Origin of the sequence: Pseudomonas sp. FW300-N2F2 (assembly GCF_017351655.1) — a bacterium.
Lineage (GTDB): Bacteria > Pseudomonadota > Gammaproteobacteria > Pseudomonadales > Pseudomonadaceae > Aquipseudomonas > Aquipseudomonas fluorescens_AA.
In genome coordinates, this window is record NZ_JACNDQ010000003.1 from 1,003,451 (window position 1) to 1,019,779 (window position 16,329).

Here is a 16,329-nt window from a genome sequence, read left to right on the forward strand (position 1 = left end):
ACGCTAACGCGGCAAGAGAAGGGCGCGATGTAGGAGGTTTCTTGAAGTGGTTGTTCCGGTTTCCTCAATACAGGTAGGTCTTGCGCAGCTAGGCCTTTCTTGTGCGCAGAGAATTGGATTCCTGAACAAACCACCAGGTTTTCCCTGTTCGGCGAAACCTGAGGGATAAGGGCAAAATGCTGGTGAAACTCAAGTTGCCGGATCACACGCCGATAGGGTTGCGGACGAATCTCATACGAAGGACCGGAGTATGTTTTACCCACGTGAAGCTGAAAAAGATCAACTCTATAACCGAATAGTCCTGCTTACCGTTGCGTGCTGTGTGCTCCTGGTCCTGGCCTCCCTGGCGAAACACTCCGGGTCCATTTATGGGGCGATCCGATGGAGTGCCGTCGAGGTAAACGGCAGCGTGACGCAACTGGAAAGCATCCCGATGAATGCTAACGGCATCATCATCCACTACCGGTATGCCGACGGTGATCAACAAGTCCATGAAGACGAATACGTGGACCAACGCTATAACGAACATGATCAGTACGAGGTAGGGGGTGACGTTCCGCTGCTCTACTCACGTTGGTTTCCGCAAATCAGCAGTATCGCCACCGAGCTTCACACGTATCGCTCCGGCTTCTTCATCATGGCAGGCGGAGTGGTGCTGACATTGGTATTCCTCGGGATTTCCTTCGCAACCTTCGGAAGAATTTATCGCATGAAGGAAGAAGACCGCTTCTATTGAAACGGTTGTCGGTCATGGTGCCCAAAGCCCTCATTCATCCAGGTAATCGGTTTCCCCTCCCATGAAAAAGTTGATGCTCGCGTTGCTTTCGCTCGTTCTGCTTTCCGGCTGTGTAACCAAGTCTTTGAGTGTTGAGGATCGCCACCAGATCAAAACGATCAAGATCCTTCCTGTGTACTTTGCGGTAGAAAATTTCAAGTACACGAGCATGACCCAGGCGTGGGGGGCCGGGCTGGGGGCCGGAGCAGGTGCCGCGGCGGGTATGGCGTCCGGCGCATCCAGCGCTGGCACAAACGCATTGACAGGTGCCGGCTCGGTCGTGGGCACGAAGGCGGCCGACGGCGCGACAATGGATATTTCCCAAGCGATTCTGAACAACATGCACGCCCACGGTATCGATATGGGCAAACTGGTGCGTGAAAGCTTCGAGAGGCGTATCAAGCAAGAAGGGATGTTCACCATTGTGGCGGAAGGTGAACGAGCTGATGCCGACGTTGAAATCATGGTCTCGCAGTGGGGGCTTAGCCTGAAAAACTACAGCTCCGTGCTGTACCCCGTCATTGGCGTCAACGGCTCCATGAAACGCAGTGGCACTTCGGTTTGGCGCAACTTCAACACCATTTCACCCTTCAATGAAAGCAACACCCTCGCTTATACCCCTGAGCAGTACGCCACCGATCCCGAAGCACTGCGGGCGGCGTTTTCCCGGGTGTCTGATTTGGCGGTGGGTAAGCTGATAGAAGATTTGAAGCAGTAAAGGTTCAGGCAAACCGCAGGAGTTGACCCCGGTACCGCCCAGGTGGGCGTGGGGTCATGGCCTGGAACTGGCGGCTGTCACCTTGCATCGATTGGCGTTGGAGCAAGCGGGTGAGGTGGTACCGGCCTAGGCACTCTCAGTTGGTGCCGTGGCTTCTCTCTACACGCGAAGCAGGAAAACTCGCTGCTCGACCGGGAGTCATCTAATATCTCGACCTCGTCCAATACGTGGTCTCGTCCATGCAGTCTCTCGAAAATGCGCTGCTTTCCTACGCTACACAGCACTTGCCATCACTTCCCCATACCTATACCTGGACGTTCGATACCGCTCTCGTCCACCATTCATTCAAATGGGAGATCGATGGCTCGAACTGGTACGAAAAAGCGCGCGCCCTGAAGCGACATGTTGCCCAGGAATGGACCACGTCGCCCGAACAACGAATGGCCCTCGCAGACTACGCGGTGCGCGTGTGGGGAGGTATTGGCGGAAATAAGCTCGCAACGATGCAAGGCTACGTTCAGACCGTGTCACAGGGGCGGGTGCCGGACAAGCACAACGGCATCGCCTCATGGTCGAAGGTGGCGGCATTCTCGAATCCAACCGAACACGCCATCTTCGATGCGCGGGTCGCATTTTCCCTGAACGTTCTACAGATACTTCACAGCGATGAGCAACGCTGGTGGTTTCCGCACTTGGCGGGTCGAAACACCCACCTCAACGCCTGTTGGCCCCGCTTGAAAACCCAGGCGCGTGAACAGCGCTGGATTCGAATTGCAACGACCGATGTCTACTCGACTTACATCCAGTTGCTGGTGAACGTCTCCCGAAAACTGGATGTGGAGATCGGTGACGTGGAGATGCTGCTCTTTTCGAAGGCGGAAGATTTTGCCGGGGCCTTTAACGAGGCCTATCCTCCGTCCTGACGACCAAAGCACCCCCGGCACTTATCGAAAGGGGACGGCAGGCAGTTTCCCCGTGGCGAGGGAGCTTGCTCCCGCTGGGCTGCGCAGCAGCCCCAAAACCTCCCCGCCCGGCAGACTCCGCTACGCCAACACAACCCGACCAAACCTGGCGTTGTCATCCTGCGGCGTAATCGCCAGCAACTGATCGAGTCGAATCTCTCGGCGACCTTCCGCAGTTTCCACCTCAAGAAACTCCTCCCGCGTGGAGGCGGTGCGCGTGGTGATCGCACGGGCGGTCAGGCGTTGGCCGTCAGTCAGTTCGATGTCCAGCGTGTAGCCGTACAGGCAGGCAATCTCCAGGTAATCATGCAGGTCGCAGTTCAACGGTTGATAGGTCTTCATCTCATGTGACACCCAATGGAGCGACCGGACAGGTTAGGGCGCCACCTGTCCGTCGCAAGATTAGAACTCAGCGCCCTTCGCGAATCAGAGCAGTTGTTTCAACATCGCCTGCAGTTGCTCGTTACGGGCGTCATCCAGTGGAAAAACCGGCAGCCGTGGGTCGCCAACCTCCAGGCCAAGAGTACGCAAACCGGCCTTGATGGTGGCGGGCAAACCGCCCTTGAGGATGAAGTCCAGCAGCGGCAATTGACGATAGAACAACGCCCGGGCCTGGCTCAGGTCGTTGGCCAGGACAGCGGCGTACAGGTCGAGGTTGAGCTGCGGGATCAGGTTCGGCGCAGCGGTGCACCAGCCCTTGGCCCCGGCCGCGAAGGCCTCCAGCGCCAGTGGGTTGCAACCGTTGTAGAACGGCACCTGGCCTTCGCCCAGCAACTGCAGCTTGTGCATGCGCTGAATGTCGCCAGTGCTTTCCTTGACCATGGTGACGTTATCCACCGCGTTGAAAATCCGCAGGATCAACTCCACCGACATGTCGATGCCGCTGGTGGCGGGGTTGTTGTAGAGCATGATGGGCAGGTCGATGCTGGCGCCGATGGCCTGGTAGTGCGCGAGGATTTCCGCCTCGCTCAGTTTCCAGTAAGAGGCCGGCAACACCATCACCACATCGGCGCCCTTCGCCTGGGCAAAACGTGCGCGGCGTACCGCCTTGGCGGTGGTCAGGTCAGACACGCTGACCACGGTCGGCACCCGGCCGGCGACGCGGGCGATGCTGAACTCGCTGACCTGGTCCCACTCGGCGTCGCTCAGGTAGGCGCCTTCGCCGGTGCTACCCAGGGGCGCGATGGCATGCACGCCGCTGTCGATCAGACGGTCGATGGACCGGCCCAGTGCGTCCAGGTCCAAGCCCTGGCCGTCGGTGGAGAAGGGCGTGATGGTGTAGCCGATGATGCCGTGGATGTTGGGGGTAGACATGGCTTCGCTCCTGGTGGGTTCAGTTCAGGCAATCGGCGTGTTGACGCAGGGTCTGCCGGGCGTAGTAGTTGAAGGCGGCCGCGTGGCGCTTGGGCCGGGCGATCCAGTCGTGGGCTTCGCGGCCCAGGTGAGGCAGGATCGGTTTCACCTCGCCGGCGGCCATGGCCAGCAATTGCAGCTTTGCGGCGCGTTCGATCAGTTGGGCGATGTTGCAGGCTTCTTCCACGGTGGCACCGGTGGACAACTGGCCGTGGTGGGAAAGCAGGATGGCGCGTTTGTCACCCAAGGCACCGGCGATCAATTCGCCTTCCTCGTTACCCACCGGCACACCCGGCCAGCCCTCCAGGAAGGCGCAGTCGTCGTACAGCGGACAGAGGTCCATGTGGGAAATCTGCAGCGGCACTTCCAGCATCGACAGCGCAGCGATGTGGGTCGGATGGGTGTGAATGATGCAATTCACATCCGGCCGGGCGCGGTAGACCCAAGTGTGAAAGCGGTTGGCCGGGTTGGGCATGCCATGGCCCTCCAGCACCTCGAGGTCTTCATTGACCAGCAACAGGTTGCCGGCGGTGATTTCATCGAAGCCCAGGCCCAATTGCTGGGTGTAATAGGTGCCAGGCTGCGGCCCGCGCGCGGTAATCTGCCCCGCCAAGCCCGAGTCGTGGCCGTTCTCGAACAGGATGCGGCAGGTCAGGGCCAGCTTTTGTCGTACAGTCCACGTATTATCCGGCAGTGTTTTCTGCATCTGATTAACAGCATGCTGGACCAACTGGTCCTTGGGCGTCGCCAGTGTCTTGCTCATATCCGTTCTCCTGATTCGTTCTTTGACCGTTCTTGATCCGCGTCATGGAAGCTGTGAAAGGAAGGTGCTAATGACACTAAATAGACTATATGACACAAAGTGTCATTTGCAATCGCAGATTGTCCGTTTCTCTGGAAATGTTGGTTACCTATGTCCATTCGCTTGAAATTGCTCAGGAAAAAACTCGGCATGACACTGGACGTCCTGGCCGAAAAAACCGGGATGACCAAGAGCTACCTGTCCAAGGTGGAGCGGGGCTTGAGCACGCCCTCCATCGCCACGGCGCTCAAGCTCGCCAAGGCCCTGAGCGTGAAAGTCGAGGAGCTGTTCTCCGAAGAAAACGTCTCTCTCGACAGCTACAGCCTGGTGCGCAGTGAAGACCGCCAATCCCTCGCGGCGAGCAGCGGCAGCTCCGAATACGCGGTATTGGCCCATCAAGTGTCCGAGCGCAGCCTGCTGCCTTTCATCCTCTACCCGGCCGCCGAATTCACGGCCCATCACGCGTTCAAGGAACACACCGGAGAGGAGTTCCTGTTCGTGCACGAGGGGCAGGTGGAAGTGGACTTCATGAACGAGCGCGTGCTGCTGAACCGTGGCGATGCCCTGCATTTCAATGCGCAGAAACCCCATCGCCTGCGTTCGGTGGGGGATGTTCAGGCGCAGTTGCTGGTGGTGGTGCACAGCGATGAGTCTGGGGAGAAGGGCGAGGGCGCCTAGTGGCTCCAATCGCAATGCCATTCAGATAAGCAAAACAATGAACTGTGGCGAGGGAGCTTGCTCCCGCTGGGCTGCGCAGCAGCCCCCTCCTATAAGCGCCTCGCCACAGACCTTCCGACAGCCTCAATTGAACGGCATCGGACCTCTGCTCAGACCAGTCGAGCGGCGTCTGTCAGTACAGACCGACAGACAACGGCGACGAAGGCCCGCCAAGCCACAGCGCCTTGCGCCTTTGCCTACAACTACGCCAGAATCCGCCGGCTTGTGCGCCTGGGGCTGCGTCGGTAGTTTTGGACCTGTCACTGATTGTCAGTGATCGGGTTTAGCAGCTCGCGGTGAAACAGGTTGTGCAAGGCGTCATCCAGTCAGGATTCCCCATCCTGCACTTGATGGTGGCTGTGCGCAGGGCGTCCCCGGACGCGCCGGTTTCTTGTTTCCCCGGTCTGCTAACCTGCGTACAGCTGCCTCCCATCGTTTAGCAGCGAGTGGGTGATGGCTCCTACTACAGGAAGCAAGACGATGGTAAAAGTTACTCCAAATCCTCCTGCGGCAGACGAACCTACGTCCCGCGCCCAATCTGCCCGCAACAAAAAAATCGACGACGCTGCCACACGAGCGTTGGATTACTACCTGAAGCCTAAGCCTAAGAGCGAAACGTCTGACAAGTCGGACTCCATTTTTCGAATTGATCCGGGGGTTGATTCTGAGTGTTTGCTTGCGAATCTCAGTGAGAATTTGGCTTCGGCGAATGCGATGATCAGTGATTTGGCGTTTGATCTGGATGGGTCAAGGCGGCGGGTTGCGTTGGGGATTTTGCAGGTGATTGAGGTGAGTGAATTGTTGGCGAATCGGGCGTTGGATATTGTTGAGGTGAGGTAGTCACTAGCGGCAGCAACAAAAAAGGTCTTGTTTAACAAGACCTTTTTAGAGAAGAGTCATTTTATACCTTGGTTTTAAGATTTTTACTATTGCGCTTCTATGCGGGTAAGAGCCGAAAGCTCTATCGAGTACCGCTGAAAATTTATATTTTGATAGTTTAAGAATCCGGTATATACCGATTGAAAATAAACCCGTTTTATACTTGCTCCCCTAGGTTCAGATCTGATCTGTATTTTGTCGCCATTGTTATAAGTCTTGAAGTTGTCTTCAATCATCATAGCTAACTCCTCTCTCTAAACAGATCTTTATTGGTTGTCAGATGATAAAAGTGTCACGAATCAATAGATATGCCGAGCTCCTTCGCCTGAGGCAAAATAAAAATAAGCAAGTATGCAGAACTGGATGCAGTCCGTAATGATAGTTAGTTAAGGTTTTTGGGGGGGCTTTTAATGAGAGTTAGAATCATGGTTGTGACATAAGGGAAACGGGGACGAATTCATTTCATTGTCCACTTTTACGATGGGGCTAGGCGGCGTGTTGCGTTGGGATTTTGCAGGTGATAGAGATGAGTGAGCTGTTGGCGAGCCGGGCTTTGGATATTGTGAGGTGGGGCAAAGAATACCCGGGCATGAGGTGTCTAAATGAGTGAGGTTTTTTATGCCCGGGTAAGATTGTATACGAGGTGGATAAGATAGTATTGTGTTTTTATAAGTCTGCATCAAGATTTATGTTTTCTGCGTTGATTGCTGCTTTAAGTTTAACTTAAAGTATCGTGCGTGTTTTGTGGTAGCAGGCTTTCGTTAGGGCTTTTTTTTGGTTGTGGGGGCGCTTAGAGTAAATGGGCGAAAAATTTCTTTACTGGAAAAGCGTTCAGGTAGCCAGAATTTTGATTCTAGGTCTATAGGCGTTACTTGCTTTATGTTGGAGTGCCCATTGCTCAGTTCTTCTGCAATTAGATGTGTGGATCCTTCATGTTTGAACTTAAATAGCCAGCTGCCAGATTTATTAGATAGTTTTTCAATTTTTCTGAAATAAAAAATTGCACCAGGATTTTCTGTAGTGTCTGTTTTTTTTGTAAGTGCAGCAGCTTTCATCATTATTTCTTGGGCCCAGTTTGCATCTGATATTAAAGCTTCTCGTAGATGATTAACCAAAAGTACAAATTTGAAATTTGGAGCGTGCCGTTCATATATTTCTTCAGCTAGATTATATTGCAGTCGTCCAGTTTCTAAATTGCCTGTGCGGTAGTGGAGCATTCCTGTGTTTGCTAAGGCATGCGCTTTTAGTGACCAGTCATCGTGCTCCGCTAACAAGTCAAGAGTTCGTAGGGTCTTATCAATAAAATTAGGTTTTTCGCTAGCGATTCGGTTTATGTCCGTACTTGCGATCCAAGCAAAAATCTGATTTAGTTTTAATGTTGAATTGTGTGGATTGGCCACTAGCCCTTTGGTAGTGATCTGTAGTAGCAGTTTATAATCGTCTAGCAGGGCGGCTAAATAGGATATTGCAATTGCTGGGCCGCTTGAGTAAGGCTCTTGGTTGTACCATGCTTTCGCGAACTCCATAGCAAGCGGTATATTTTGCTTACTATAGGCCTCCCAGTACTGAGCTTCATAAGCAACTATGTGTGAGTCTAAGGGTACGTTAACTAGATTTTTTAATCTCGAATTTCGCTCTGCCCATTTAGCTTGCGCTAGAGAGTTTTGGTTGGGGGCTAGCAGTGATTGTTTAAAAAAACTTTTTGCTTTTTTTTCTGCACCATTCAAAAGTTCTAAGGTGCCAAAAGAGCTTGCTAGTTCAGACATGTGTACAGGAGGAATGTTTGATTCTAATAAATTTCTTCCGTTTGAAAGCAGTTTGGATTGTCTGTTGGCTTTACGGGAAACAGCCATTTCGGTGGCAATCAGCCATGGGTCAGCCTTTATGCTGGGATTTTTTAGAAGTGTGTAATGGGCCCGGTCGGGTTCGTTAAAGTGCACAAAAACTCGTGCTCCAATACGAGTGATCCAACGGTGATCGTTCGCATAATGTAGGGCCGCCAGCATTGCTTTTATGGATCTCTCCTGTTCTCCGAAGATGGCATATTCTCTGGATAAATCGGCCCATATAAGAGGGTTGTTATTTGAAAGCTTAAGCTGTTTTTTTAATATCGATATTGGGTGTTCGGTGGGCTTGTCCGGGACTTGAAAGTCCCATGGGTTATGTAGGAGCTTTATTAATGAAGGTGATAGAAGTCGTTTGTCTTTAAGGAATTGTGCAGCGATGTCAGCATTTTCTTGATCGTTTTCTATAATTGCGACGTTGAGAAGTTCTGTAGCGATACCAACGGTTTGGGTAGCATGGAACTCCTTAAGAATATCTGGGGCTGATCTCTCTATGTTGAAGTGCGTTTTATTTTTTTTTACCGAATTTAATTCAGGCATTCCCGCCACGCTGTGTGATGTCATCCAAGCAGGTAATACATCTCTATCTGTGTCAAGATGCTTCATGATGCATCCTCAGGGTTTTGTAACTTTCAAGATTTTGCGAGCTTCGATAGTGGCTTTGAAACCAAGCCTGTCAAATTGTGAGACAAACCTATTAAGCCCAAGATTAGAGGGTTGGGAGCTTAAAGTTTTTTTTGATCCTCTCTCACTAAAAGATGGTGTGCCACATTGCTGAAGAATATCGATGATTTCAGGGGCTAGCCAGGTCGGGAGTTCTTTTTCCCACTCCTGAAGCACCTCATTAAATATTTTTATTAAATGAGGGAGCGCGTCGATGTAGGAAGCATGCGTTCCTCCCCATGCTATTGGTACAAGTTGCGGGGGGAGCCTGTTTTTTAACATGGTATTCAAGCTTGCAGAGAAGAGTAAGTAACTTATTAATGAGGCAAACTGATACAGGTCGCATCTTTGACGTCGATCATACCAATTGTCTAACTGGTAGCCGTATAGCTGTTCTGGAGGAGCATATGCATAATCTCCTGCTATTTTATAAAGGTCATTGCTACTGTTTATGTCTCGCTTGCTTGCACGGCCCAGATCTCCAATTTTGGCTGTGGCACCACCAAAAATCATTACATTGGAAGGCTTGAGGTCCTGATGAGCAATTTCGGCTCCGTGTAATTGTATTAGTCCTGACGCTACATCTCGCAAGTAATATAGTTTTACTGATAAATCGATATATTCAGAGCTACCTATGTAATTCCTAACATCCCCGCCATCCGCCAATTCCATTATCATGTATGGAACTGCACTAATTTGCTCGCCAGGAAAAGGAGGTAGGTTTACTTGTCCGTGTGATAGTATCTTAACTATCCTTTTCATGTTTTTATCGGCGCAGATCGAATGAAGCTTGGTTTCGAATTCGTAAGCCTGCAAATGAGCCAAGAGCGTAGTAGTGAATGTTTCCCCAGCGGCTACCGCATTGTTAATAGGTGTTAATATATCAAATGCTTTCAAAAAAGCTTTTCGTTCACCGCTTGCAACTTCATATGAAACTGAAAAAAATCCGCCCGTGCCGCCGCTGCGACGCCCTGTAGGAATCATATTTCCTACCTGCCATCCACCTTCCAAGGCGGTGCCGCTCAGTCGTTCTGCTGGATTAACGTTAGCTACACTCATCATTAGCTCCCTAAGTATGGATCCGTGCGGAATTTCATTCTGTAATATTTAGTGTTTTAGCAGGTTACGTCCAGGAAGTGCCCCCTTCTAAATTAGTGGTGCTCCAGAGACTGTGGCCTGGAGTCGTTGGGTTGCGTATGCATTATCATCTTCTAAAAAAGGAAGTTGGTTTTGTGCTGACTGCCCAAGCGCGATACGCTGCTCCTCTAAAAAAGGGGCGCCCTTGACTCGGTCATAAAGTTTCAGAAGACGACTTTTAGCCCGTGCTATAACAATTTGATAATCCATGGGTTGGATAATGCAATTATCATTGTCTCGCCGAGCCTCTTTCTCGAAGGGGTCCACTTCGTTGCCCAAAACAAAGCACGTAACTCTTGTAGTTCTGCTGATCAACCCTTTTTTTATCAGCTCGCTAACATACTTCCAGCATTGAGCTTTTTCGTCTGTGCTGATCGCTACTCCTGGTTTTTTAAGCTCCACTACTACTAATTTGTCAATCCCTATCTCGCCGCCGTCGCTATCGTATGTTGGATAACAGTACGTCCCCACGGTACTATCTGGAAGAATCGCAAAGTCCGGTCGATTCCTACTTCCAATATCGTCAGATTTAAACAGCTTTTGTATTACTTTTGTCATTCCTTCATTTGAGGTGAACTCGATTGTTTCATACTCAGGTCCGAAAATCCAAAGTCCTTGATGGAAAAGAGGCTGTAGATCTTGAACTTCTCTCGTGTTGGTGTCTAGAACTCTTTCTTTTAGTTCATCAAGAAGTTTAAGGCGGATCTGTAGCTCGTCTAATACTTCTTTGGCTAAATCTAGGCTCCAATCGTTGAGGATATTGTGTAGGCTGTCTAGTTGGTCAGGTTTTAACTCATGCAGTTTGCTTATCAATGAGTACTTGTTATCTGATTTTTCTAGGCTTACTAATATCTCGGAGATTTTTAGTAGATCTTTTTCTGAAAGGCTGGGGCACTCTTCTTGAACTTTTATAATTACCTTTTCCCAGCGCTCCTTCCGCAGAGGAGTTAAGTTACTTATCTGAATGTTTTGCTTCTGCTTGATACTGCTTAAGGTTTGCTCCCGCTTTTGTTGTGTTTGACCTAGAATGTGAGCTTTTATGAATTCAAAACTTGCGTCTCGAGCTTTATTAAAATCTGGTGTGTCGTTGAAGCCTGTCCAGTCAGCCTTGATTGCGTCTTGTTTACTGAGAAAGTCTGCATCAATAATGAATGTGTGGCGTTTGGCTTCAGCAGATCTTCCGTCAATTATTTCGTCGAAACCATTATCTTTCCAGTTTGCTTCACCTACTAATCGACCATTCACATGCCAAGCCACGCCGTGCTGTTTTGTTGTTTTATCGGATTCTATTGTGTCTATTATTTTTATTTTGAGTTTTTTATCTTTTTCGAGATTGATTTCATTGACTGAGATATTCGTTTCGGGGATGTTGGAGAAGTCCACTTTTACGCCATTTACGTAACAAGAGAATGACGGGTCTGTCAAAAATCTCATACCTATTTCAGATAGGATTGTACTTTCTGGAATTCTGGAAGGAGCCGCTTCGGATACAAAAATGCGAGTTCCATTAGGTTTTGAGGTTTTTTCTGACTTAAGTTTGTTTGTTCTGAAGGGGGTCGAGACGTTCTCTATAGTTACTTCGTACTGAATTAATGTTCCATTATTTATGGTTTCTACTACGTAACGCTCTCCAAAACAAAAGCCTGCGAACCTTCCTATCCCGTTTTTTCCAAAAACTGTGCGTTTTTTGTTATTGATAATTATGTTGTCGCCTTGAGATGAAATTCTATCGTACGCCAATGTTCTCCATCGAGAAATAAATTCTTCCTCGGACATCCCAGTACCATTGTCGCTGATGGAGAAGTGTTGTTCATTTTCCGGAGTAGGCCAAGTTATTTTGACTTCGCTTGCTCCTGCGTCCCATGAGTTCGCGATTAATTCGACAATAGCTACTTTAGGGTCGTACAGAATATTTCGCCCAACAAATTTCTCTAAAAATTTTGGTCCAAATAAGCATGCCTGTTCCATTAGTTTCCTCCTTGAGTCCAATTATCAGAAAAGCGGTGGGGCATGATTTGTTCAATACTATGTCCTATATCCATAACCCTAAAGTCCTATTCAAGGGCCGCTAAATATTGAAGCCAGTCGCATTTAGTCCTTGGAGAGAAGTAGGCTTCACCCCGCATGGTTAAGATTGGGAGGGACGGCATAACGCTACTACAGACATGGCCGTTTGGACAGAGCCGTTTCATTGATGTGAATGCTTTTGGGTTGCATTTGCTTTTTTCGCTCTGAACAGGGGAGCGAAGACGTTCTCCGTTTCGCTAATGTTTAGCCCGTGGTCGCTTGGAGGCAGGAGGAAAGGTGAGGGATGTCTCGTTTAGGCAGGGCGGTGAAGTTTCTGGCCTCGAGTGGGAACATCCGTGTTAGCAGTCGGGATCGTTTGGAAGAAAGGTCTCAGCCTGCAACAGAGCTGAACAATGGTGCGGAGGGCCTAAATTAATAAGTAAAATTATCATTAAAATCAATTGGATGATTGAGTGGAAAAGGGGGAGCGACACCACTCCCTTATTTTTATCCCGAAACGACAGCCGTTGCGGACCGTCTAACCACAGCTATCCAACCTCGCCCACACTAGCCCCCCCAATTCACGCTTACCATCCCACCACCTCGTATTACCGCGGCTGCTGAACCCGGTACTCACGAGTAAACAACTATGGAAAGGACCCGCAGCTGGAGACGCGCACAGTCCCGCAAGCACAATGGGCGCGAAGCGATTAGCCCGCAGAACTCAAAACCAGAAAAGAACTGGAAGCTAATCTACACTCGTGCCGACAAGCTGCACCGGGCGCGTCAGCTCGGTATGAGCTATCCCATCCGCCCCACCCGCCAACTGTTGGATCAAGAGTCACTAATCTCCTGTTCGTTTGCAGTCGTAACCAATGGCGCAGCCCTACCGGGGAGGCGATCTGGCGTCGACGTCCCGGCTTCAGCACTCGTTCGGCGGGCGCTAGCCCCAACGCACGCAATCCTATCGGCACAGCGGATATCTGTTGGGCCGATGTCATTTTTGTGATGGAGCGCAAGCACGAGCATCGTCTACGGGCAGAGTACGCTCGGCTGCTTGAGCACAAGCAGCTGCATGTTCTGGATATTCCCGATGACTATCGCTTCATGGATCCTGAGCTGGTGGACATGCTTGAGCGATCGGTGACGTCGTACCTGTGTATTTGAGTATTTGAGTATTTAGGGCAATCTTCACGAGCCGCTCCTTTCCTCAATGGCTAGGCGAAATGATCAACGGTAGAAGGTTGATCCCGCCGTGCTACCCCCGTTTAACCAGCTTGGATACGTGGGTCGCAGCGAACCATGCTAAGCGGCCAGAACCAACCAGCAGGCGTTTCAGCACACGAAGGCACTGGCCCAAGCGATGCCGTGCAGCCCTAAAAACGCGACGCCTATCAGCCACAGGCCGTGTATCAATCAAACACAGCTTGGTAGTCGCCAAGGCCACTTTTGCTCCGACCGCCACAGCGACAGCAAGGAAATACAGCCAACGCTGATTCTTGGCTTTGTCATGTTGGCTGACTAGTGCCGACAACTGCTTTAAGGAAGGCTTGGCACCGGCGAGCCAGGGAATGATGCATTCGCTGGCCAAGGCTACGGTGTGGCTGCTGATATTTTTGTCTACGAGTCCCGGCGGAGCATCAGGGTTGACCGAGCAATAGCCACGGGGGACGTACTCACAGGTGCTGGAGAGCGGCGATGAGCGCGACATGCCATTGGAAAAGTGCTTCACGGGGCACAACCGTTGGTTGTAGTCGTTGATCTCTGTGCGAATGGCGATCATGTCCTCATCGCTTAGGGTTCTTCTATTCGCGGCGTAGAACCCTTTGGAGTCGTCCGGCGCGTAATCCATGAAGTAGCTGGCTTCACCTTCCTTGATGTGAGTAAAGGTCCACTGTGAATCGCTGCTCCACTGGCACGACTTCAGGTCACCCAGGCCATTGGCCTTACAGTAATCATCGTAGCGCCTGATCTGGCCCAACAGGAACGCGCTGGCGTCCTGGATGCTCGCTGTCGCTTCCTTCAGCAATGCGGCGTCTTCATTGGCGCCGTTGTCCGCCACGAAGAACACCGCTGCGACCAATGCCAGCGGAAACCAGAAGTGATCGTATAGCTGTCGGAAGCGTTCGGTGAGGTTGAGGTTGTCATAAATAAGGACCATGACAGCCCATCCGGTGAGGGCGCAAAGCATCAACAGGGGAATCAGTCCGACTTCGCTGCCCAGCTTCCCAACGCCATTGATGGTGTAACGAATAGGCAGGTAATTGATGGTTGGGAAAAGGCCCAGGCAGTTCAACACACCGGGTAGGAACAGGAGCACGAAGAAGATGAGCACGCCTCGCTTCTTGCTCGCGGTAAAGGCTGTTGCTGCCAGCAAGGGGATCAGCAGCAGTGACAGCATCATCAGATAGCCCAGCGTGATCACCATGGCTTCATCGGGCGACCAGTAAGTTCCGATGATTTGCCCGGCGTCGTTACGCCCGGTGAAGGTCGATGATACGACGCCAAGGCCTTCCAGGATCTGGTGCAGGTTGTAGGCCGCGCCGTGGAGAAACTTTACGTAAGGGTGGAAAAAATCCTCTATCGAAATTGACATCAATTTGAGTCCTTCAATTATTTAGTCATTCCGTGGTTCCGTAGAAGACCTGTGGATGAAATTCTTGCGTCCGAGTAGGCGCGCAGACAGACGACGAGTTCGTCTTCGTCGTGGAAGATATCGTTACAGATCCTCGTTGCTTTGCGGAGCGCGGTTAGGAACTGATCGATCACTCCACCGAACTCGGGAAGAAAGGGGACGAATCTGAATGGCACTTACTTAACAGCTAACTAGCTGATACGACTGCGAAAAAATGAAAAAAGGCTGGCCTTGGTCTACGGTGATAGTTGCGAACACACACCGATCAAGCAAGGACACAGCCCGAGTGAATCGTAGACGCCAAATCGTCCGACATCAACAGCACCGTATGCGCCAGCACGCCACGAACAGCAATGCTCATGCTTTCTTCAAGCTGCTCTCCGATCCTGAGTTATTGCGGGGTGTCGAGTCGTCGATACCCAAGCATCGCCAGCGGCTATTTCCCCCGACCGAAACGCTGTCCATGTTTTTGTCCCAGGCAATGAGCGCCGATCGGTCCTGCCAGAATGCCGTGAATGATTTATCCATCAAACGCTCCTGCGAGGGTTTGAAACCCAACAGCGTTCATACCGGTGCCTACTGTAAAGCCAGAGCGCGGTTGCCGGTGGAGATGGTTTCAACCTTGTTGCGCTCCACGGGGTCATCAATGAGCAACCGGGGTCCGTCATCGTGGCGTTGGATGGGGCGACCCGTTCGTCTCGTGGATGGCACTACGGTGACCCTGCCGGATACGCCGGCCAACCAAGAGGCCTACCCGCAATCTCGTGGGCAGAAGGCCGGACTGGGCTTTCCCATCTGCCGTTTAGTGGGGATTGTTTGCCTCGCCAGCGGTGCTGTTTTGGACGCCTCGTTGGGACGTTTTCGCGGTAAAGGAGGCGATGAACAGACGTTACTCAGAACCATGCTTGATACCTTGGAGCGAGGTGACATTGTGCTGGGCGATGCCTACTACGCCACCTACTTTTTACTGTGTGAACTGCAGCATCGAGGCGTGGACGGGGTGTTCGAACAATATGGCGCTCGACGGCGTAGCACGGACTTTCAGTTGGGGAGGTCCTTGGGGTCGGAAGATCATTTGGTTGAACTGAAAAAACCAAAGGCAAAGCCGTCCTGGATGAGTCAGGCCTATTACGAAAGGGCACCTGAAACGCTGACGGTACGTGAGTTGAAGGCCGGAGGGAAAATCCTGGTCACCACTTTGAGTTGCCCGCAGCAAGTGCCCAAAGCGTCCCTCAAATCCCTGTTCAAGGATCGATGGCATGTGGAGTTGGATCTGCGCAACCTCAAGACTACGCTGGGGCTTGAAGCACTGAGCTGCAAGACGCCGGATATGGCCGTCAAAGAGTTATGGATTTACTTGTTGGCGCACAACCTGATACGGATGCTCATGACGCAATCAGCTCTGTTAGTCGACTGCCTGCCTCGCGAACTGAGCTTCAAGCATAGCCTTCAGCTGTGCCTTGCGTTGAGGCAGTACGGGGCTCAAGAGCAAGAGGACAAGATGCTCAATCTGCTTGAGCTGATTGCCCAGAAGCGCGTCGGTAGGCGTCCAGGCAGAATTGAGCCGCGAGCCATAAAACGAAGACCCAAGCCTTACCCCATGCTGATGAAAACACGTCGATCAGCAAGGGGCGAGGTCAGGAAGAATGGACACCCGAAGAAGGTTAAGTAAGTGCCATTCGGGACGAATCTATTTTTCCTAGCTGACTGAAATAGATCTGTCCCCCTTTCGCTCCTTGCATCCCGAATCGATAGCACTAGCGGGCCCCAACCACAGCTATCCAGCGCCACCCACACTAGCCACAATCCCAGTTCACGCTTACTATCTCGCCGCCTC

The 16,329-nt window shown here is 51.3% G+C and carries 14 protein-coding genes and 1 pseudogene; 8 read left to right on the plus strand and 7 right to left on the minus strand.

The genetic code is table 11. From position 1 onward, the window contains the following. Nucleotides 1–250 precede the first annotated feature (250 nt). The 3 genes from J4E63_RS25065 (at nt 251) to J4E63_RS25075 (ending at nt 2,416) form a co-directional block, all read left to right on the plus strand. Nucleotides 251–736 carry a DUF3592 domain-containing protein gene (locus tag J4E63_RS25065; protein WP_207283651.1) on the plus strand — a complete coding sequence of 162 codons (486 nt, stop codon included), beginning with the start codon at nt 251–253 and terminating at the stop codon, nt 734–736. Nucleotides 737–797: 61 nt separating this feature from the next. After that, the gene (locus tag J4E63_RS25070) at nt 798–1,493 is read left to right on the plus strand and encodes a hypothetical protein (protein WP_207283652.1); all 696 of its coding nucleotides are present in this window, start codon (nt 798–800) and stop codon (nt 1,491–1,493) included. A gap of 239 nt (nt 1,494–1,732) precedes the next feature. Further along, entirely contained in the window at nt 1,733–2,416 is a 684-nt protein-coding gene (locus tag J4E63_RS25075) for a hypothetical protein (protein ID WP_207283653.1), read from the plus strand. A gap of 120 nt (nt 2,417–2,536) precedes the next feature. Here the strand turns inward: J4E63_RS25075 and J4E63_RS25080 are convergent, their stop codons facing one another. From J4E63_RS25080 to J4E63_RS25090, 3 genes are all read right to left on the minus strand, one after another. Next, nucleotides 2,537–2,797: a Rho-binding antiterminator gene (locus J4E63_RS25080; RefSeq protein ID WP_207283654.1), complete on the minus strand. Its 261-nt coding sequence runs from the start codon at nt 2,795–2,797 to the stop codon at nt 2,537–2,539. Between the two features lie 84 nt (nt 2,798–2,881). Further along, entirely contained in the window at nt 2,882–3,769 is an 888-nt protein-coding gene (locus tag J4E63_RS25085; RefSeq protein ID WP_207283655.1) for a dihydrodipicolinate synthase family protein, read from the minus strand. A 19-nt stretch (nt 3,770–3,788) separates the two neighbouring features. Beyond that, a complete protein-coding gene (locus J4E63_RS25090) occupies nt 3,789–4,571 on the minus strand; it encodes an aldolase (protein WP_053152480.1) in 783 nt (260 codons plus the stop codon). Nucleotides 4,572–4,721: 150 nt separating this feature from the next. Here J4E63_RS25090 and J4E63_RS25095 point away from each other — a divergent pair, with 150 nt between their 5' ends. Both J4E63_RS25095 and J4E63_RS25100 read left to right on the plus strand, forming a co-directional pair. Continuing rightward, on the plus strand, nt 4,722–5,288 hold the full coding sequence (locus J4E63_RS25095; protein WP_103311147.1) for a helix-turn-helix domain-containing protein: 567 nt from the start codon (nt 4,722–4,724) through the stop codon (nt 5,286–5,288). Nucleotides 5,289–5,807: 519 nt separating this feature from the next. After that, complete coding sequence (locus J4E63_RS25100) at nt 5,808–6,167, plus strand: DUF6124 family protein (RefSeq protein ID WP_092223344.1); 360 nt, start codon at nt 5,808–5,810, stop codon at nt 6,165–6,167. A gap of 800 nt (nt 6,168–6,967) precedes the next feature. On the opposite strand, the gene J4E63_RS25105 is transcribed toward J4E63_RS25100, so the two are convergent. The 3 genes from J4E63_RS25105 to J4E63_RS25115 form a co-directional block, all read right to left on the minus strand. Continuing rightward, entirely contained in the window at nt 6,968–8,656 is a 1,689-nt protein-coding gene (locus J4E63_RS25105; protein WP_207283656.1) for a hypothetical protein, read from the minus strand. A 9-nt stretch (nt 8,657–8,665) separates the two neighbouring features. After that, a complete protein-coding gene (locus J4E63_RS25110; RefSeq protein WP_207283657.1) occupies nt 8,666–9,772 on the minus strand; it encodes a protein kinase domain-containing protein in 1,107 nt (368 codons plus the stop codon). Between the two features lie 87 nt (nt 9,773–9,859). Continuing rightward, the gene (locus J4E63_RS25115; RefSeq protein ID WP_207283658.1) at nt 9,860–11,818 is read right to left on the minus strand and encodes an ATP-binding protein; all 1,959 of its coding nucleotides are present in this window, start codon (nt 11,816–11,818) and stop codon (nt 9,860–9,862) included. A 688-nt stretch (nt 11,819–12,506) separates the two neighbouring features. Between J4E63_RS25115 and J4E63_RS30990 the strand changes: the two are divergent. Continuing rightward, a pseudogene (locus tag J4E63_RS30990) lies at nt 12,507–12,698 on the plus strand (hypothetical protein); the annotation flags it as partial. Between the two features lie 11 nt (nt 12,699–12,709). Continuing rightward, nucleotides 12,710–13,024 (plus strand): low molecular weight protein tyrosine phosphatase family protein, encoded by a 315-nt coding sequence (locus J4E63_RS30995; protein ID WP_259334258.1) that lies wholly within the window; start codon nt 12,710–12,712, stop codon nt 13,022–13,024. Between the two features lie 91 nt (nt 13,025–13,115). Here J4E63_RS30995 and J4E63_RS25120 read toward each other — a convergent pair whose 3' ends face one another. Continuing rightward, a complete protein-coding gene (locus J4E63_RS25120; protein ID WP_207283659.1) occupies nt 13,116–14,453 on the minus strand; it encodes a hypothetical protein in 1,338 nt (445 codons plus the stop codon). A 325-nt stretch (nt 14,454–14,778) separates the two neighbouring features. Here J4E63_RS25120 and J4E63_RS25125 point away from each other — a divergent pair, with 325 nt between their 5' ends. Further along, nucleotides 14,779–16,164: an IS4 family transposase gene (locus J4E63_RS25125; protein ID WP_207281278.1), complete on the plus strand. Its 1,386-nt coding sequence runs from the start codon at nt 14,779–14,781 to the stop codon at nt 16,162–16,164. Nucleotides 16,165–16,329 lie beyond the last annotated feature (165 nt).